At 69.7% G+C, this 16,666-nt stretch carries 19 protein-coding genes and 1 tRNA gene; 8 read left to right on the forward strand and 12 right to left on the reverse strand.

What is annotated here, in order from left to right; all coding sequences use genetic code 11:
* The first annotated feature begins 70 nt into the window (after positions 1–70).
* The gene (locus CXR44_RS11845; protein WP_219601763.1) at positions 71–679 is read left to right on the forward strand and encodes a response regulator transcription factor; all 609 of its coding nucleotides are present in this window, start codon (positions 71–73) and stop codon (positions 677–679) included.
* Here the strand turns inward: CXR44_RS11845 and CXR44_RS11850 are convergent.
* From CXR44_RS11850 to CXR44_RS11865, 4 genes are all read right to left on the reverse strand, one after another.
* Positions 676–2,685 (reverse strand): sensor histidine kinase, encoded by a 2,010-nt coding sequence (locus CXR44_RS11850; RefSeq protein ID WP_101785599.1) that lies wholly within the window; start codon positions 2,683–2,685, stop codon positions 676–678. The two genes, CXR44_RS11845 and CXR44_RS11850, sit on opposite strands and share 4 nt — an antisense overlap.
* Before the next feature lie 58 nt (positions 2,686–2,743).
* Positions 2,744–3,742 carry a hypothetical protein gene (locus CXR44_RS11855; protein WP_101785600.1) on the reverse strand — a complete coding sequence of 333 codons (999 nt, stop codon included), beginning with the start codon at positions 3,740–3,742 and terminating at the stop codon, positions 2,744–2,746.
* Positions 3,743–4,335: 593 nt separating this feature from the next.
* A complete protein-coding gene (locus CXR44_RS39365) occupies positions 4,336–4,482 on the reverse strand; it encodes a hypothetical protein (RefSeq protein WP_180903343.1) in 147 nt (48 codons plus the stop codon).
* A gap of 350 nt (positions 4,483–4,832) precedes the next feature.
* Positions 4,833–5,198 (reverse strand): hypothetical protein, encoded by a 366-nt coding sequence (locus CXR44_RS11865; RefSeq protein ID WP_101785604.1) that lies wholly within the window; start codon positions 5,196–5,198, stop codon positions 4,833–4,835.
* Positions 5,199–5,579: 381 nt separating this feature from the next.
* On the opposite strand from CXR44_RS11865, the gene CXR44_RS40820 reads away from it, so the two are divergent.
* Both CXR44_RS40820 and CXR44_RS11875 read left to right on the forward strand, forming a co-directional pair.
* Positions 5,580–6,104, forward strand: a complete 525-nt coding sequence (locus CXR44_RS40820; RefSeq protein ID WP_245899099.1) for an N-terminal phage integrase SAM-like domain-containing protein — start codon at positions 5,580–5,582, stop codon at positions 6,102–6,104.
* Positions 6,017–6,682 (forward strand): site-specific integrase, encoded by a 666-nt coding sequence (locus tag CXR44_RS11875; protein WP_425437416.1) that lies wholly within the window; start codon positions 6,017–6,019, stop codon positions 6,680–6,682. Before CXR44_RS40820 ends, CXR44_RS11875 begins: the two co-directional genes overlap by 88 nt.
* Before the next feature lie 34 nt (positions 6,683–6,716).
* On the opposite strand, the gene CXR44_RS11880 is transcribed toward CXR44_RS11875, so the two are convergent.
* Positions 6,717–7,082, reverse strand: coding sequence for a hypothetical protein (locus CXR44_RS11880; RefSeq protein ID WP_101785608.1), 366 nt, complete (start codon positions 7,080–7,082; stop codon positions 6,717–6,719).
* A 426-nt stretch (positions 7,083–7,508) separates the two neighbouring features.
* Here CXR44_RS11880 and CXR44_RS11885 point away from each other — a divergent pair, with 426 nt between their 5' ends.
* Together CXR44_RS11885 and CXR44_RS11890 are read left to right on the forward strand one after the other, a co-directional pair.
* Positions 7,509–8,030, forward strand: a complete 522-nt coding sequence (locus tag CXR44_RS11885) for an RNA polymerase sigma factor (protein ID WP_245899100.1) — start codon at positions 7,509–7,511, stop codon at positions 8,028–8,030.
* Positions 8,027–9,079: a CU044_5270 family protein gene (locus CXR44_RS11890; protein WP_101785612.1), complete on the forward strand. Its 1,053-nt coding sequence runs from the start codon at positions 8,027–8,029 to the stop codon at positions 9,077–9,079. Before CXR44_RS11885 ends, CXR44_RS11890 begins: the two co-directional genes overlap by 4 nt.
* A 215-nt stretch (positions 9,080–9,294) precedes the next feature.
* On the opposite strand, the gene CXR44_RS39370 is transcribed toward CXR44_RS11890, so the two are convergent.
* The 3 genes from CXR44_RS39370 to rlmB form a co-directional block, all read right to left on the reverse strand.
* Positions 9,295–9,492, reverse strand: coding sequence for a DUF2283 domain-containing protein (locus CXR44_RS39370; protein WP_180903345.1), 198 nt, complete (start codon positions 9,490–9,492; stop codon positions 9,295–9,297).
* A gap of 104 nt (positions 9,493–9,596) precedes the next feature.
* Positions 9,597–9,669: transfer RNA gene (locus tag CXR44_RS11900), tRNA-Thr, on the reverse strand.
* A 20-nt stretch (positions 9,670–9,689) separates the two neighbouring features.
* Positions 9,690–10,652: a 23S rRNA (guanosine(2251)-2'-O)-methyltransferase RlmB gene (gene rlmB, locus CXR44_RS11905; RefSeq protein WP_101785615.1), complete on the reverse strand. Its 963-nt coding sequence runs from the start codon at positions 10,650–10,652 to the stop codon at positions 9,690–9,692.
* A 167-nt stretch (positions 10,653–10,819) separates the two neighbouring features.
* On the opposite strand from rlmB, the gene CXR44_RS11910 reads away from it, so the two are divergent.
* Together CXR44_RS11910 and CXR44_RS11915 are read left to right on the forward strand one after the other, a co-directional pair.
* Positions 10,820–11,428 (forward strand): TetR/AcrR family transcriptional regulator, encoded by a 609-nt coding sequence (locus tag CXR44_RS11910; RefSeq protein WP_101785616.1) that lies wholly within the window; start codon positions 10,820–10,822, stop codon positions 11,426–11,428.
* The gene (locus tag CXR44_RS11915; RefSeq protein WP_101785617.1) at positions 11,425–12,369 is read left to right on the forward strand and encodes a hemerythrin domain-containing protein; all 945 of its coding nucleotides are present in this window, start codon (positions 11,425–11,427) and stop codon (positions 12,367–12,369) included. The genes CXR44_RS11910 and CXR44_RS11915 overlap by 4 nt, the downstream gene beginning before the upstream one ends.
* Here the strand turns inward: CXR44_RS11915 and cysS are convergent.
* On the reverse strand, positions 12,359–13,750 hold the full coding sequence (gene cysS / locus CXR44_RS11920; protein ID WP_101785618.1) for a cysteine--tRNA ligase: 1,392 nt from the start codon (positions 13,748–13,750) through the stop codon (positions 12,359–12,361). The genes CXR44_RS11915 and cysS overlap by 11 nt on opposite strands.
* Positions 13,751–13,793: 43 nt before the next feature.
* Positions 13,794–14,180: a PPOX class F420-dependent oxidoreductase gene (locus CXR44_RS11925; protein WP_101785620.1), complete on the reverse strand. Its 387-nt coding sequence runs from the start codon at positions 14,178–14,180 to the stop codon at positions 13,794–13,796.
* 53 nt (positions 14,181–14,233) lie between these two features.
* Here CXR44_RS11925 and CXR44_RS11930 point away from each other — a divergent pair, with 53 nt between their 5' ends.
* Entirely contained in the window at positions 14,234–15,808 is a 1,575-nt protein-coding gene (locus tag CXR44_RS11930; RefSeq protein WP_101785622.1) for a DUF2637 domain-containing protein, read from the forward strand.
* A 99-nt stretch (positions 15,809–15,907) separates the two neighbouring features.
* On the opposite strand, the gene CXR44_RS11935 is transcribed toward CXR44_RS11930, so the two are convergent.
* Positions 15,908–16,186, reverse strand: a complete 279-nt coding sequence (locus tag CXR44_RS11935; RefSeq protein ID WP_101785624.1) for a GlsB/YeaQ/YmgE family stress response membrane protein — start codon at positions 16,184–16,186, stop codon at positions 15,908–15,910.
* 96 nt (positions 16,187–16,282) lie between these two features.
* A complete protein-coding gene (locus CXR44_RS11940) occupies positions 16,283–16,570 on the reverse strand; it encodes a GlsB/YeaQ/YmgE family stress response membrane protein (protein ID WP_101785625.1) in 288 nt (95 codons plus the stop codon).
* Positions 16,571–16,666 lie beyond the last annotated feature (96 nt).

Genomic DNA, 16,666 nt, shown 5'->3' on the forward strand with positions numbered 1-16,666 from the left:
CGCTTTCGGCCACCAGAGAGCCGCTCACGACCCGGCCATGACGTCATCATGATCCGGACATAATGGTCAGGTGATTCGTATGCTCCTGGCCGAGGACCAGCACGTCATCAGGGAAGCGCTCGTGACCCTGCTCAGCCTCGAACCCGACATCGAGATCGTGGAGGCGGTCGAGTCCGGGGACGCGGCGGTGTCCGCCGCCCTGGTGCACCGGCCGGACGTCGCCGTCCTGGACATCGACATGCCGGGCGCGATCGACGGCCTCGACGCCGCCGCGCAGCTGCGCACCAGGGCGCCGGGCTGCCGCACGCTCATGCTCACCGGCCACGGCAAGCCCGGCCACCTCCGGCGGGCGCTCGCCTCCCAGGTGGACGGCTTCATGCTGAAGACCGCCTCGCCGGAGGAACTGGCGTCCGCGATCAGGAAGGTGGCGCGGGGCGAACGGGTCCTCGACCCCTCGCTCGCCGTCACCGCGTGGGACCTGGCCGACAATCCGCTCACCGCGCGGGAGGCCGACGTCCTGCGGTTGGTCGCCGAGGGGTCCGAACCGCCCGAGATCGCCGGGCGGCTCTTCCTCAGCGCCGGCACCGTACGCAACTACATCACCACGATCGTGACCAAGCTCAACGCCCGCAACCGCACCGACGCCGTGCGCATCGCCTCCGAGGCGGGCTGGATCTAGCTGCGCCGGCTCCGGCTGGGGCGGCTCGGGACGGGGGCCCAGGTCAGCGTCGGGGCCTCGGCCGTCAGTTCGAACCAGCCGTCCTCGTGGGTGACGTCCAGCCGCCCGTCGAGCGCGGCCAGCCGGGTGGTGAGGTTGCCGATCCCGGCCGAGCCGTGGCGGCCCTTCGCGGAGCGCACGCCGTCGTTGCGTACGCTCAACCGTACGATGCCGTCCCGCACGGAGGTCGTGATCACGCAGCGGCGGGCCGAGCTGTGCCGCAGCACGTTGGTGACCGCCTCCCTGAGCACGACGCCGAGCGTGGTCTCCACGTCCCGGCCGAGGGCGTCGTGGCCCAGGTCGAGCTCGACCTCGACGCCCGCGGTGGACAGCAGCGCGCGGGCCGACTCCGCCTCGGCGGTCAGCGACAGCTCGCCGTGCCTGCCCGACACCGTCCGCAGGTCCTCCATGGCCCGCTCGGTCATCGTCAGGACGTCCTGGAGTTCCTTGCGCGCGCGCTCGGCGTCGAGCCTGCGGGCGAGCTCGCACTTGAGCAGGATCGCGGCCAGGGTGTGCCCGAGAAGGTCGTGCAGGTCGCGGGCGGCTCGCAGCCGTTCCTCGACGACGGCCGCGCGGGCCGGCCCGTCCCTCGACTCGCGCAACTCCCTCGCCATCCGGGCCAGGCTGAGCAGCCCGTACACGACCAGGCCGCTCACCACCGTGCTGATCGCGTAGTTCACGGTCAGCGGGACCGGCAGGGCGAGCAGCACGCCCGAGACCGCGACGACCCCCACGATCGCCGCCACCAACGGGAGCGCCACCGCCCACGGGAAGGCCAGGAGTATCGGCCCTGCCAGGAATCCCGCCACCCCCAGCCATGCCTGCCCGAACAGCGGCAGCGGGGCGAACGTCAGCACCCCCATGATCGACAGAGCCACGGGATGACGGCCCTCGACCGACCGCACCTGCATGACGACGATGACGGCCAGCAGCGCCGCCGGCCACAGCGAGCCGGCCGCGAGCAGCGCCTTCACCGAGAACCCCACCAGCACGGCCGTCAGCAACGCGATCGCCGACGCGCTGTCGCGGGCCGGCTGGACGGGCGGGCGCGTGACGGGCAGGGTCGTCTCCACGGTCATCCGGGCATCCCTCGTGAGCCCGACGGTGAGCGTGCCGCCCGCCTTCTCGATCTGCTCCGGCAGGTCGCCGAGGTTCTCGTCGCCGGCCGTCCGCGCGCCGTCGTCGGAGACGCGCAGCCATACCGCGGCGCCCTCCGTGAACGTCTCGATGCGGCAGACGGTGGCCGTGGACCTCCGGACGACGTCCGTCACGGCCTCCCTGAGCACGGCCGCCAGGAGCGCGCCCGCCGGTCCGAGCGGCTCGGCGTGGCTCACGCGCACGTCCACGGCGACGCCCGCGGCGGTCAGCATGGCCCTGGCGGTGGTGATCTCGGGGGCCAGGGACATGGCCCGGTAGCTCGCCGCCGCCGCCCTGGCCTCGGCCAGCGAGCGACGCGCCGTCTCCACGTCAGGAGTCCCGGTACGCGCGCTCTCGGCGATCGTGGACAGCGCCCGTCCCAGGCCCTCACTCAGCTCGGCGGTGATGCGCAGTCGCTCCTCGGCCGCCGCCGTCACCGCCAGCGACAGCCGGGCCGCGTTCACCTCGTCGATCCGGTCGATCATCCTGGTCAGGCCGTACACGACCAGCGAGACCAACACCATGCTGATCACCGGGTCGGGCGGCCCGAGCAGCGCGGCGCTCGCCACCACCGCCAGGGCGAACGGCCAGAGCGGGGTCAGCAGCAGCGAGCCGCCCACGAAGCCCAGGATGCCCACCGAGGAGCCGAACACCAGCACCGACCCGTACGCCAGGACGGCCTGAACCGGCACCAGCCACCACCGACGCCGCAGGGCGAAGAGCACCTGCACCGCGAACACGGCCAACGCCGAGGGCGCCCCGGCCGCCACGTAGACGCTCGCGAAGCCGGCGAACACGACGGCGACGATCAGTTTCGCCTGCTTGTGCACCCGTGCAGCCTAGAAGAGGCCCTCCAGCGACAGGGCGTCGGGAGGCCGGGTGCGGGGATCAACGCTCGGCGAACGCCCGGACCCGGAGCCCGGGCACCCGCCGGGCGGACACGGCCAGGATCAGGGCCACACACGCGGCGACCAGCTGGCACAGGCCGAGCGCGGCCTGAAGCGTCAGGGCGTCGGGGCGAAGGAGCGCCTGTCCGCGCTGCGCCTGCCACAACACCAGCCCGGTCAGCCCCGCGTACCCGAACGCCGCGACGATCACCAGGGCCGTGCGGGCGGCGGCGCCCGACAGGGCGGGGAGGCGGCGGGCCAGCATGCGCAGCCCGATCGCGACCAGCGGGATCACCTGCATCGCGTGGAGACCAACGAAGTGCGCCACCCGAAGGTCACCCGAACCGGTCTCCCACCCGGTGACCGCCATGCTCGCCCCGCCGTCGGGCGCGCCGACGCTGTGCGCGCCGATCGTGGTCAGGCTCAGCCCCCTGGCCAGTTGCTCCGCCTGGTACGACGTGGGGGCGGTCATCAGGTAGCCGACGGACATGCCGGCCAGTGAGATGATCAGCCCGAGCGGGATGGCCCATGCCATCGCCCTGTCCACCCGCCGCTGCGCCACCAGGAAGACCCCCATGGCGAAGGTCAGCAGCCAGCCCAGGTACGCGGCCCCGCCCATGACCATGAACACGGTGGTGTCCAGCCCGGTGGAAAGGTTGAAGTGACTGGGCACGCCGCGCGCCGCCTGGAAGGTGATGGCCGCGATCTCGGGGATGACGAACCCGGCCACCGCCACGGTGCCCAGCCACCACAGCGTCCGCCGCCAGCGCCCCCCTTGGCCGATCATCCAGGCCAGCGTGATCGCGTACAGGCTGAACGAGACCGCGAACTTGAACGGCTTCAGCCACACGCTCTGCCCCATGAGCGTCCGCCCGTCGACCACGAGGCCCAGCGCGCTGACCAGGGCCAGCATCGCCATCGCCGCCGCACAGTAGGCGAGCGGTTTGTGCCACGAGGACGTGACCTTCCGAAGTTCCCGGCGCTGGAGCAGGGCACTCATGACGACTCCTTCACATCGACTGAGTACAACCCTGCTGGTCAGCGGCCCCACCAACCAGAGACGCGATCATCGACCAGGCATGACGTCGTCACGAACCAGACATCTGAGCCTCTTCCCTGGCGCGTACGGACGGCCGTGCGGCCCCTCTACGCGCCGACCTGGCGGTGAACGTCCACAGCACCCACCTGAACCAGGCCAAGGCGCACCTCACCGAGCGGGTCGAGGGCCCGCCAGGACGAGAACTGCCTGAGGCTTGGCGAGTCCTGGAAGCGCGGCGGCGCGTACGTCTTCACGACCGGCTGTGGAGACCCGCTCTTCCCGGACACACCCAGCTCCCTCATTCCCAAGCTCATCGAGACCCCAACAAGCCAAGAAGCCCCTGACGGCGAATCGCCTGTTCAGAGGCTCCCTGCTGCAGAGCCGACGAGGGGAATCGAACCCCTGACCTTCTGTGTACGAGGTCCCCAAACAACCTTCATAGGCGTCCGGACGCGTTCGCCACGCTGGTCGCCAACCCTCCGGCTGTTCAGGCCTGTTCACCTCGGTTCATGATCGTCCGTCCGAGTGGCTCCCAAGGTGGCTCCCGCAACGACCTACTCGTACAGGTGGGCGACGTGGATCTGAAGAGCGAGCGACTGCCACGTCAGCGGGTCGACGTCGTCCTTGAACGGAGCTCCTTCGCGAAGACAGCCGTCCTGGAGCCAGGCCGCCCACGTTCTGAGGAAGTCGCCGACGTACATACTGCTCCAGCGCCCATCGACGAACGCTTGCCCTCACGGCGCTGCCGTTCCCAGTCGGCACGATCGGTGTCGAAGTCGTCCGCCATGATTTCCAGGTAGGCGGCGAAGTCTCGCATGTCCTGCAAGCGGGCGACGTCGGCAGGAAGCTCACGCGGTGACGTCATGAGGACGAGGGTAAGAGAACTGTCAGCTTGGGAATTGCATGGATCTTGACTCGTGGGGGCATTGACCTGCGGCTGAGGCCGGTTGTGAGTGACCGTGGTTGGCCCCTCGTTGCCGCCCTTAATGGCATGCTAATGGCACGACGATCACGCGCTAGGGCGGGCTCTGTAGTCCGCTCTGTCGCAGCATCACGTTCGAAGCCGATCTTCCTGAGGGTCATAGCAGTTCAGCCCCAATTTGGCCGCGACCTGGACCGCGTACGCCAAGGCTTCCTCTGCCCGGCGGTACCCCATAGGGAAGTAGATGTACGGCCCTGCCGCCTCTCCAATCAGTGGAGACGTGGACCAGGGAATGTCTTCGTCGTCATCCTCGTCTACATGGTCCAGATCCGGCCAGCGCTGCAAGAGCTGCTCAACGAACTTTGCGATCAAGGGAGTCGGCGGGATTTCAACGTCGGTGTCGATGTATTGCGCGTACAGGGCACTATGCGTCTCCCCAGCTTCTTGATCACTGGACGGGCGCTCGCCCTCCCAGACCGCAAGGTCGTAGCTCATGCACAGATGATGCCTCTTTCCGGGCGATGCACAAGATCGCCACATGAGAGGCCACGCTCCGCTCCTGCCGATGAGGGGAATTGTGTTCTTGGCCGGATGGCGGGGTACGGGCGTGGGCATGCGCGAGGAAGTACGGGCAGGCGGCCGTTATCCGGTGAGCCGGTGCTGAGGAACGAAGCACCGGATCGTGATCGCCCCCGACCTCCAACCGAGGCCGGCCCACACGGGGCGATCGTAGGGCTGTATCCGTGTGGCGGCGCGCCATACGTGGTCCGCGTCCGAGACCCTGAAACCGGGGAGCCGGCCTCGCTGGGTTGGCGGCTTCGACACGGAGGACGACGCCAAGGCCGCCCGAGACGAGGCACGCGTGAGGCGCGACGGGTGTACATCGACCGCAACACCATCACCGTCGCCGAGTACCTTGCCGAGTGGATCGAGGGCCATGCGACCGAGATCAAGCCGCGCACCCTCAAGGGCTACCGCGACATGACCCGCCTGTACATCACGCCCCGCATCGGCACCCTTCGTCTCCAGGCCATACGCCCGTCGGCGATCACGAAGTTCTACCGCGACCTGCTGACCAACGGCGCCAAGCGTGGCGGCCCGCTCGCCGCGAACACCGTCAAGCATGTCCACACCGTGCCCCGTAAGGCTCTGACGGACGCCATCCTGGTGGACGAACTCCTGCCGACCAACCCGGCTGAACGCACCAGGCTCCCCGCGTTCCGTCCACAGAACCCGGCATGGTGTGGACACCCGCCCAGCTCCGGGCTTTCCTCGACACCGCCAGTGACCACCGCCTGTTCGCCTTCTTCCACCTGGCCGCGTACACCGGTGCCCTCCGGGGCGAACTACTCAACCTCCGCTGGGCGGACGTCGACCTGGACAAGCCCCAGATCCATGTAACCGGCACGGCAGCAGTGATCGACCGCCAGCGTGTGGAGGGCACGACGAAGAGCGGACGTTCCCGCGTCGTGTCCCTCGCCCCCACCACCGTCAAGGTGCTCAAAGCCCACCGCGCCCGCCAGGACGAAGACCGCCTGAAGGTCGGGGAAGCATGGAGGGGCAGCGCCTACGTGTTCACGACCGGCTGGGGAGACCCTCCCTTCCCCGATACGCCCAGTCACCTGATGCCCAAGCTCATCGAGACCCACAACAAGCAGAACCCCAAGACGCCACTCCCCCACGTCCGCCTGCACGACCTCCGCCACATCCACGCCACGACCCTGCTCTTGGCCGGCGTCCCAGTCCATGTCGTCGCGGCCCGACTCGGCCACGCCGACCCCGCCATCACCACTCCGGGTCTACGCCCACGTCATCACCGAGCAAGCGGCGACCGCCGTGGACGTCTTCGCCGAAGCACTCAAAAGCACGGCCTGATGTCATGCGCGAAGAGGGCTCTCCACGTTCAGGGAACCCTTTCCAACCTCCCCGACAGGTGCCGTGGTCACAGCATGATCGCGATGTCGGTGTTCAGCCGGTGACATGAAGAAGCTCCTGGTAGACGGGTGAAGCAGCTCACTGGTGCGCATCGCTCCGGAACTCGTACCAAGGCCCCTTCACGTGCCCGACATCGCCCGGCCGACCCACGGGGCTCCAGACATAGCCGTAGCCGTCCCCTCCCCACCCCGTGCCTCGGGAGAAGTAGACCACTTCGCCCTCCCGGTAAACGAACTCGAACCAGAGGCTTCCGATGCGTTGATCCCTGAGTTCGACGCCCTCCCCCAAGCTTCGGGCGACCGCCTCCATGCTCCCTGACGAGTGCATGAAGCGCAGATCCTCACCCCAGATCAGGGCCACGACAAGGATGCCAGCCAGGAGCGCCGCACCCACGTACACGGCTCTGCGCACCACAGGCCTTTCCTCGCGGCTCTTCTCCATCATGTGGTCATCTTCACATGTGAGCTCTTTCCCACCTGACGGTGCTGGTCACGATGGGTGTGCGCGCAAGCTCGCTCGCATGCCCGGCATCCATCGGCGAGCGCGCCGTCGCGACGTCTTTCGGCATGTAAGGCACGTTGACCGGCTCTCGCAGCACGGTGCGTGAGCCAGGCGCTTCAGTCTGTCCCTGTGGAAGACGCCATGCAGGGCAGCTGCGGCACCTGGCTACGGGCTGTCGCGTCCGCCCCTCGGGCCAGCGGAAGCCGAGTGCAGAAGATCAGGTGCAGGGATGATCTGCTGGGTGTGAATACGAATCAGGGGAACGGCGAAGTAGGCGTGTCCATGGTTCTTCTCCGAAGGGCAGGCATGCCAGCTCCCCCTCCGCAGTCGGCTCCGCCAACCGCTGAGACCGACGCACAGCTCATCGAGGTGTCACTACGCCGTCCTGAGCGGTTCGGTGTGCTGTTCGACCGGCACCACGAGGCCATCCACCGCTACGTGCACTTCCGTCTCGGAGAATCGGCGGCGGACGACATCGCCGCGGAGACGTTCCTGCGGGCCTTTCGCGGCCGTGCGCGCTACGACTTATCCCGCTCCGATGCCCGCTCCTGGCTGTATGGCATCGCCTCCAATCTGGTGGACGGTCACCGGCGCGCCGAAGCCCGCAGGTTCCGCGCCCTGGCTAGAAGTGCCGAGGTCACCGACGTCATGAGCCACGACGAGCGTGTGGTCCAGCGGGTGGCGGCTGCCGTCATGCAGCCGCGGCTGGCCGCCGGGCTGGCCGCGCTCTCGCCCGCTGACCGGACCGTTCTGCTGCTGGTGGCCTGCGCCCAGCTCACCTACGAGGAGATCGCCGAGGCGCTCGGCGTCCCGCGCGGCACCGTCGGCTCGCGGCTCAACCGGGCCCGCAGGAAACTCCGCACGTCCATCACCATTGAGGAGTCGTCATGACCGATGACCTGCAGGAGATCAAGACGTTCCACGACACGCTGCCCGGCCCCTCCGCCACGGCTACCGCCAAGGCGAAGGACTTGCTCGCAGCTGAGGCGGTGGCGAAACGAACGCCTCGTACCGGTTCGGCTAAGCACCGCCTCCTGCTCAGGACGGCCGCGGTCGGCCTGGCGGCAGCCGTCGCCGCAGTCGCTTTCCTGACCGGTGCCGACGGTGGTGCGACCCCGGCCAACGCGGCGGAACTGCTCCAGGAAGCGGCCACGGCCGCCGCCCGACAACAGGCGCCACAGCCGGGCCAGATCCTCTACGTCAACCGCACGGACCAGAGCTGGAGCATCGTAGGAAGTCGCGGCAGCCGTTCGGAGATCACTCAAGAGATCAACCGCGAGTACTGGATTCCCGCCGCCGACCCCGACGGCGCGTTGACCCGCCTCACCTACGGCAAGCTGCGCACGCACACCGGCCCGGTCCCGACCATCATGCAGACCCCGGGCACAGTCGAGTTCCAGCGCGCCGGGCGGTGCACCGTGAACGTGCTCTCACCAACCAGTGAAGACAACCTGCCCGCCGACCCGGACCCGCTGCTCGCCCGGGTTCGCGCGGACGCCGATGCCTCGGTCAGGAACGAACGGCCTGAGCCCGGCGCGGCACCACCCAGCAAGGACCAGATCGAGCGGCTCGTCGAGCACACGGTGGTAAGCCGTCTCGTCACCCTGGCCGCAAACCCCTTCCCCGGTCCCGGCCTGCGTGCGGCGGTGCTCCGCGCGCTGTCCAAGATGCCCACCGCCACCATGCGCACCGACCTCACCGATCTGGACGGGCGACAGGGCGTCGGCGCCTCGATCAGATATCAGGGCCCAGACGGATGGCAGCGCACCGAATTGATCTTCGAACCCGGCACCTACCGGTTCCTCGGCTCGCGATTCCTGTCCGTGCCACCGGGCGGTGGCACGGAGGTACTCCGCTACGCCAGCACAGTACTGGAAACCAAGATAGTCAACGCCATGCCGAAGATCCCGGTCGATGCTCCCGAAGCGGTGACCTGCTAAGCACCAAAACGCCGCGGTCTTACGCTCAGCCTCTTCGACAGCTTGTCGCCGCTTCCCCAAGCGCATCCCAGGGAGGCGGCGAGGCCAGGCCGCACAACGGACACCCGGTTCCGCCAACCATGGCCATCGCCCGCTCAGCCGGTAGTACCGAGGCAGTGCACCTGACATGACTGACATGCCTGAAGACCCTTGAATACTGAGGAGGGCCCTCTTTTCTATTGTTCGGGCCACTCAGCGAGGATCTCAATACCGATCACGCGGCCATCAGCATCAAGATCCAAGTTGACCATCGCTTCATCCATCGTGACCGTCCTCGCTACCTCACCCTGAGCGATAGGACCGCGCAGGTAGACATACGCAGCTCCCGCCTCAGGGTCGTAGGTCCATGTGCCAGGATGCTCTTCCAGAGCCACCGAATCTCCTGTTAGCAAGGGCAGTAGCAAGATCGCATTTTTGTCCTGACAAACCCGAAGGCCCCTGACGGCGTCATGCCTGTTCAGGGGCCTTTCCGGTGCAGAGCCGACGAGGGGAATCGAACCCCTGACCTTCTGTTTACAAGACAGATGCTCTGCCGATTGAGCTACGTCGGCGCGGCCTATCAGTGTAGACGCTAGCGGCGTCTGTGACGAGCGACCTCGTAGAGTGCCACACCGGCCGCCACCCCGGCGTTGAGGGACTCGGCCGCTGAGCTCATCGGGATGCGGGCCACCACGTCGCAGTGCTCGCGTACCAGGCGGGACAGGCCCTTGCCTTCGGAGCCGACGACGATCACCAAGGGCTCCGACAGCAGGCCGACGTCGCCGATGTCGGTGCGGCCCTCGCCGTCGAGGCCGATGACGAACAGGCCGGCGTCGCGGTATTCGCGCAGGGCGGCCGTGAGGTTGGCGGAGCGGGCGACGCGGAGGGTGGCGAGGGTGCCGGCGGAGGTCTTCCAGGCGCCGCCGGTGACGCCGGCCGAGCGGCGGGAGGGGATCATCAGGCCGTGGGCGCCGAAGGCGGTGGCGGAGCGGGCGATGGCTCCGAGGTTGCGGGGGTCGGTGACGCCGTCGAGGGCCACGATGAGGGGCACCTCGGCCGCGTCACGGGCGATCTCCACGAGCTCCGCCGGGTGGGCGTAGTCGTAGGGCGGTATCTGCAGGGCGACGCCCTGGTGGACGGACTGCTCGGTGAGGCGGTCGAGCTTGTCGCGGGTGGCCTCCAGCAGAGCGATGCCACGCTCGGTCGCGATCTTGATGGAGTCGCGGACGCGATCGTCGTTGTCGATGCGCTGGGCGACGTAGAGGGCGTTGGCGGGCACGCCGGCCTGCAGTGCCTCCAGGACGGGGTTGCGGCCGCCGATGTATTCGGGGGCGTCGTCCGAGCGGCGCTGGCGGGATGCGGCGGGGCGGCGCTGGCCGCCGTGCTCCTCGCGCGCGATGCGCTCGGTGCGCGCCTTGTCCTTGTACCAGTGGCGCATCTCGGCGGGTGGGGTCGCGCCCTTGCCCTCGAGGCCGCGGCGCCTCTGCCCTCCGGCGCCCTTGGACGGGCCCTTCTTCTTCGCGGGCCTGCCCGACGACCTACCCCCAGCTGCCATGGCAACAAGGGTACTCGGACCCGCACGCGTCTCATCCCGCCCGAAAAGGGCCCGGAGACCGGACCGCGACGCCGCATCGCCGACAGGACAGGCTGTCCGGGCGTTTTCGCTGGTCAAAGGCATCGTAAGGTTTGGAACCGTACATACCAGTAGGTACACTGAGCCAGGTGGACACAGCGGAGCGACTGATCGAGAGCACGCAGCAGCTGCTCTGGGAGCGCGGATACGTGGGCACCAGCCCCAAGGCGATCCAGCGGCTCGCCGGGGCCGGGCAGGGAAGCATGTACCACCACTTCGCCGGTAAGCCCGACCTGGCGCTCCAGGCGATTCGGCGCAGTGCCGAGCAACTGTGCGCGCAGGCGGAGGAGCGGTTCAGCGAGCCCGGCAGCGCGTACGAGCGGATCGCCGCCTACATGCTGCGTGAGCGCGAGGTGCTGCGCGGGTGCCGGGTCGGCAGCCTGGCCCATGATCCGGAGGTGGTGGCGAGTCCCGCCCTGCGGGAGCCGCTGAGCGAGACGTTCGCCTATCTGCGCCGGCGGATCGAGGAGTTGCTCAGGGAGGGACTCGACCGGGGCGAGTTCGCCGAGGGGATGGCTCCCGCCGGCGTGGCCGCCGCCCTCGTGGCGGTGGTGCAGGGCGCCTACGTGCTGGCCCGGTCGGCCGGGTCGGCGGAGGAGTTCGAGCGGGCCGTCCGCGGCGGACTCGACCTGCTCTCCGCCTACACGGCGCGACCCGCCGCGCCCGCTGAGCCACGACAGCAAGAGGAGAAGACATGAACGACGCGAACGGGACCGGAGGAGCGAGCGTGGCGCGGCGTCACCCCGGGGATCCGTACCCTGACCTCACCAGCGCGCGCATCGTCCATCGGGCGTGGCGCGAGGACCTGACGAGACTCGCCGACCTGGCCACGACGCTGGCATCCGCCGCCCCACGGTCCGACTCCACAGCGTACGACGCCACACCGTACGCCATGCCAGCCGGCACCACACCGTACGACGCCACACCGCACGACGCCACGCCGTCCGGCACCACACGGTCCGGCACCGCTCAGTCCGACGTCCCGCCATCCGAGTCCACGCCGTCCGGCACCGCTCGGTTCGGTGCGACGCGGTCCGCCGACGACGTCATGCGGACGGCGGACGGCGACGCGGTCGTCTCGCGGCGACGGGCCGCCGCCATCCGCGACTACGTCACCGTGCTCTGCCACGAGCTGATCCGGCAGGGCCGGGGAGAGGCGCGGATCGTGTGGCCCCTCGTGGACGCGTCCGCCGGCGGGGCCATCGACATGGACCCGTACCGCGACGAGCGCAGACGGCTGGCCCCGCTCGTGGAGAACCTGTGCACCACCGCGGCCGACTTCGCCCGCACGCCGTCGGCGCACGTGGCCGGCCTGGCCGTCGCCCTGCGCGAGATGCGCGACGCGCTGGACGAGCACTTCGGCTACCTGGAGCAGGACATCCGGCCCATGATCCACAACTACGTCACCCTGGACGCCTACGAGGCCGCCGAGCGGCGCATGTGGCGGTCACTGGGGTTGACCAGGCTCGCCCGGGTGTTGCCGTGGCTCGCGCGGGTGGCGACTCCCGAGGAACGGCGGCATCTGAAGCGCCGTACCGGCCTCGTCGGCCGGATCATCCTGACCGTGCTCGGCCCGGTGTACGCGAACCTGGAGCGCCGGGTGTTCGGCGACCCGACGCCCGGCAACGTCAGCGGGTGAGCTCCCAGCGGGCGCCGTGCGGGGTGTCCTCCACGGTGATGCCCGCGGCGGCCAGTTGGTCGCGGATGGCGTCGGCGGCGGCGTAGTCCTTGCGGGCCCGGGCCGCCTGACGCTGCTCCAGCGCCACCTTCACCAGCGCGTCGACCACCGGCTTCAGATCCGACCCGGCCGAACGCCACTGCGCCGAGCGCGGGTCGAGGCCGAGGACGTCCAGCATGTTCTGCGTCTCGGCCAGCAGGCGGGCGACCGCCTCCTTGTCACCGTGGGCGAGCGCCACGTTGCCCTCGCGCACCACCTCGTGCACCACGGCGAGCGCCTGAGGCGTGCCCAGGTCGTCGTCGAGCGCCTCGACGAACGCCTGCGGCAGCGGCGCGTCGGCGTCGACGTCGTGGATGACCTCGGCGGCCCGCGTCACGAAGCCCTCGATGCGCTGGTAGGCGGCGGCCGCCTCCAGCAGCGCCTCCTCCGAGTATTCGATCGACGAGCGGTAGTGCGGTGCCGCCAGGTAGTAGCGCAGCTCCACCGGCCGCACCTTCTGCACCATCTCGGGGATGAGCAGGGAGTTGCCCAGGGACTTGCTCATCTTCTCGGCACCGATCTTGACCATGCCGTTGTGCATCCAGTAGCGGGCGAACCCGTCACCGGCCGCCTGCGACTGGGCGATCTCGTTCTCGTGGTGCGGGAACGTCAGGTCGATGCCGCCGCCGTGGATGTCGAACGTCGCGCCCAGGTATTTGGTCGCCATGGCCGAGCACTCCAGGTGCCAGCCGGGGCGGCCGAGCCCCCACGGGGTCGGCCAGGTGGGCTCGCCGGGCTTGGCGCCCTTCCACAGGGCGAAGTCGCGCGGGTCGCGCTTGCACGACTCGTCGTCGGTGTCGGCGGCCGGCCGCATGTTCTCCAGCTTCTGGTTGGAGAGCTTGCCGTAGTCGTCGGCGTACGACATGACGTCGAAGTAGACGTCGCCGCCCGACGCGTAGGCGTGACCGCGCTCGATCAGCCGCTCCATCAGCACGATCATCTCGGGCACGTGCCCGGTGGCACGCGGCTCGACGGTGGGCGGCAGGCAGCCGAGCGTGTCGTAGGCCCAGGTGAAGGCCCGCTGGTTGCGCTCGGCCACCACGAACCAGGGCACGCTCTCCTCGGCCGACACTCTGATGATCTTGTCGTCGATGTCGGTGACGTTGCGGCAGAACGTCACCTCGTAACCGGACCGCATGAGCCAGCGCCGGAGCACGTCGAAGTTCACGCCCGAGCGGATGTGCCCGACGTGCGGGGGCGCCTGCACGGTCGCCCCACACAGGTAGATCGACGCCCGGCCGGCTTCGACCGGGACGAACTCGCGGACGGTTCGCGTGCTGGTGTCGTACAGGTGCAGGCTCACGAACGCAAGGCTAACGCCTCCGCCGCCCTCGCACGCCGAATAATCACCCTCGTAGGATGACCCTTTCCGGTGTGACCCTGACGATCAGCCGCCGCGTCCCGGGCGCGTCCTGCCACGGCTCGCCCGTGTACTTCCGTGACAGCTCCTGGATGAGGGCGCCGTCCGGGTCGTCCTCCATGGTCACGTGCCCGCGCACCTCGGCGTACCGGTAGGGGTTGTCGGGGTCGATGACGAGCAGGCTGGTGCGCGGGTCACGGGCGAAGTTGCGCGGCTTCTGCCGGCCCGCGACCGTCGAGAACAGCACGTCGTCGCCGTCGGTGCGCACCCACACGACGGTGCTCTGCGGCCCGCCGTCGGAGTTGAGACTGGTCACCGTCACGTAGTTGGGCGCGTCGAACAGCGCGCGCGCCTCTTCTGGCAGCTCCGCCATGGGTGTCTCCTTGATCGGTCGTCGACACCATTGTTCTGTAGGCTCGAAACGCCATGGACGTGACTCCCCCCTCGACGCTCCGCCGGCTGGGCATCGCCCTGGCCGGTGTCGCGGTCGCCGCACTGACCGGCGCCGCGTGCGCGCTCTCCTTCGACGACCTGCGGGCGCTGGCCATCCGGGGCGAGGCCCGGCCAGATCTCGCCTACCTCTATCCCGCCGGCTTCGACGCCCTGCTCGCGGTGGCGCTGATCAGCGTTTTGCTGCTGCGCTCGGCCCGCTTACTCGTGCGCGTCCAGGCGGCGGTCGTGCTCGTCCTGCTCATCGTGGCCGCGGCCGCCGCCAACGTCACGACGGCGCTGCGGTTGGCCGTGGACGTACGGGCGGCGGCGGTGGGTGTGGCGGTCGCGCCGTGGGTCATGCTGGCGCTCGGCCTGTGGCTGTGGCTGCTGCTCATCAAGCACGTCCAGCATCGCCGCGCCGCCACCGGCGACGGTGCCGGCGCGGACGTCGCCGAGGACGACCTCGTGCCCTTCCACCGGGGCCGCGCCGCAGCGGCGCCGCCGCTGGAGCCGCCCGTGCAGCCCGTGCTGGAGCCCACCCCTGTGGTCGGGCCCACCGCGGCACCGGAGACGCCGCCCGTCGACCGTGTCCCGGTCACGGCCCCGCAGCCGGCCCCCGCGCCGGACTCCCTCGCCGGCCAGGAGCCGTCCGCCCGCGAGGCGCCCGAACCCGTGGCTGACGGCGCGTCGCGCGCGGACACCCGCCGTTCCCGGGAGGGCGGGCAGCCCGTCGTGCGGGGGCGCTCCGGCTCCTCAGGCGACGGCGGACGGGAAGAGGTCGACGGGCCGGCGGACGGCGGCACGCGGGCCGACGGCGGCGAGCGTCTCGTCAAGGAGGCGGGTCCGGCCCGAGCAGGCGTTCCGGCGGAGGCAGGCGGTGCCACCGAAGCAGGCGGTGCCACCGAAGCAGGTGGTCGCGTCGAGGGGGACCGCTCCCCTGCGGCAGGTCGTGCCGCCGACGCCGGAAGCGCCGGAGAGCCCGAGCGCCGTCCGGTGCGCTGGGGGGACCGGGTCAAGCCGACCGACGTTCTCGTTCATCCCCGGCCGGTCACCGAGAAGGACGCCGACACACAGCCCGTGCGGGTGTTCACCGATCGGCCCTCCGCCGGCCGGGGCCACCGTCCGGAGGCCGCCGAGCCTGCGCCTCGGCGCGGTGTCCGCCGCCCGACGGACGTCCGCGTCGCAGGCGTACGCGAACAGCCCGCACACGAGCCCGTACGTGAGGAACAGCCCGCAGGCGAGCAGCCCGCGCCCGCGGAGCCGGTGCGGGACACGGTCCCTGAGCGCGACGTAGTCCCGGGGCGGGACATGGAACGGCACGGCGAGCAGGACGGCACGGCCGAACGGCACGACGCGAGCGAGCGGCACGGCGAGCGGGACGGTGCGGACGAACGGCACGACGAGCGGGACGGTGCCGACGAGCGGGACGGTGCCGACGAGCGGGACGGTGCGGACGAGCGGGACGGTGGCCGGGCGGCGGCCATGGAGGACACCGCACCGCACCCCGTCGTCCACGACGACGCCCCCGCGCGGCGCATGCGCAGCACGCCCCTCCCTCCTGAGGAGTGACACCCGAGAAAGGCCCACGGCATGGCGGAGACCCGCTCGGAAGTCACCGAGCGGGTCTTTCCGCATATGCCCCGCGCCGTCGCTGGGCGTGTGCCGCCGCTAGATGCTCCGGCGGGTGCTGCCGCGCTTCATTCCCGCGACGAGGCCGACACCCACGATCGCCAGGACCACCTGCATGACAAGCTCGATCCAGTCGATGCCCGGAGTCGTCTCGACGCCGAGAACCTGTGCGATGAGCGTGCCGACCAGGGCGGCGACGATGCCGACGACGACGGTGAGAATCCACCCGATGGCCTGCCTGCCGGGAAGCAGCAGACGGCCGACTGCGCCGATCACAGCGCCGATGACGATCGCGCCAAGGATGGACTGAACTGTCATGGTACGAACCTCCCGATGAGGGTGAGCCGTTCACTCTCACGCTCAGGTAAGTACCCTTTACCTGCCGAATATGCGCGGCAATCACGAATCCGCAGGTCAGGGCCGAGTGGCTCCCGTTCCGCCGGCCTTTCCCGGCCGCATCCGGGTGACCAGGAGCACCCCCACCACCGCCAGTGCGAGCTGCAGGATGTGCAGGAGCCAGTCGATGCCCCGGGTGTTGGTCAGGCCGAGCATGGAGCCGATCAACGTGCCGATGAGTGCGGCGACGATGCCGACGACCAGCGTCAGGCCGATGGACATGTTCTGCTTGCCGGGAACGATCAGTCGAGCCAGCGCCCCGATGATGGCGCCGATGACGATCGCGGAAACGATCGCGCCGATCATATGAACTCCCCCCGAAGTGGTCATATGCCACAAAGAGGCTTACCCACAGAAACGCACCATTACCCCGCGAAAGGCGACGGTCCGTACCGCGCCGGT

Source organism: Nonomuraea indica (genome assembly GCF_002850745.1).
In the GTDB taxonomy this organism is placed as follows: domain Bacteria; phylum Actinomycetota; class Actinomycetes; order Streptosporangiales; family Streptosporangiaceae; genus Nonomuraea; species Nonomuraea indica.

Coding starts and splice junctions, on each gene's coding strand:
- CXR44_RS11855 (WP_101785600.1), bottom strand. CDS start 3,742: ATGAGTGCCCTGCTCCAGCGCCGGGAACTTCGGAAGGTCACGTCCTCG.
- CXR44_RS39365 (WP_180903343.1), bottom strand. CDS start 4,482: ATGTACGTCGGCGACTTCCTCAGAACGTGGGCGGCCTGGCTCCAGGAC.
- CXR44_RS11865 (WP_101785604.1), bottom strand. CDS start 5,198: ATGAGCTACGACCTTGCGGTCTGGGAGGGCGAGCGCCCGTCCAGTGAT.
- CXR44_RS11880 (WP_101785608.1), bottom strand. CDS start 7,082: ATGATGGAGAAGAGCCGCGAGGAAAGGCCTGTGGTGCGCAGAGCCGTG.
- CXR44_RS11890 (WP_101785612.1), top strand. CDS start 8,027: ATGACCGATGACCTGCAGGAGATCAAGACGTTCCACGACACGCTGCCC.
- rlmB (WP_101785615.1), bottom strand. CDS start 10,652: ATGGCAGCTGGGGGTAGGTCGTCGGGCAGGCCCGCGAAGAAGAAGGGC.
- CXR44_RS11915 (WP_101785617.1), top strand. CDS start 11,425: ATGAACGACGCGAACGGGACCGGAGGAGCGAGCGTGGCGCGGCGTCAC.
- CXR44_RS11925 (WP_101785620.1), bottom strand. CDS start 14,180: ATGGCGGAGCTGCCAGAAGAGGCGCGCGCGCTGTTCGACGCGCCCAAC.
- CXR44_RS11930 (WP_101785622.1), top strand. CDS start 14,234: ATGGACGTGACTCCCCCCTCGACGCTCCGCCGGCTGGGCATCGCCCTG.
- CXR44_RS11935 (WP_101785624.1), bottom strand. CDS start 16,186: ATGACAGTTCAGTCCATCCTTGGCGCGATCGTCATCGGCGCTGTGATC.
- CXR44_RS11940 (WP_101785625.1), bottom strand. CDS start 16,570: ATGATCGGCGCGATCGTTTCCGCGATCGTCATCGGCGCCATCATCGGG.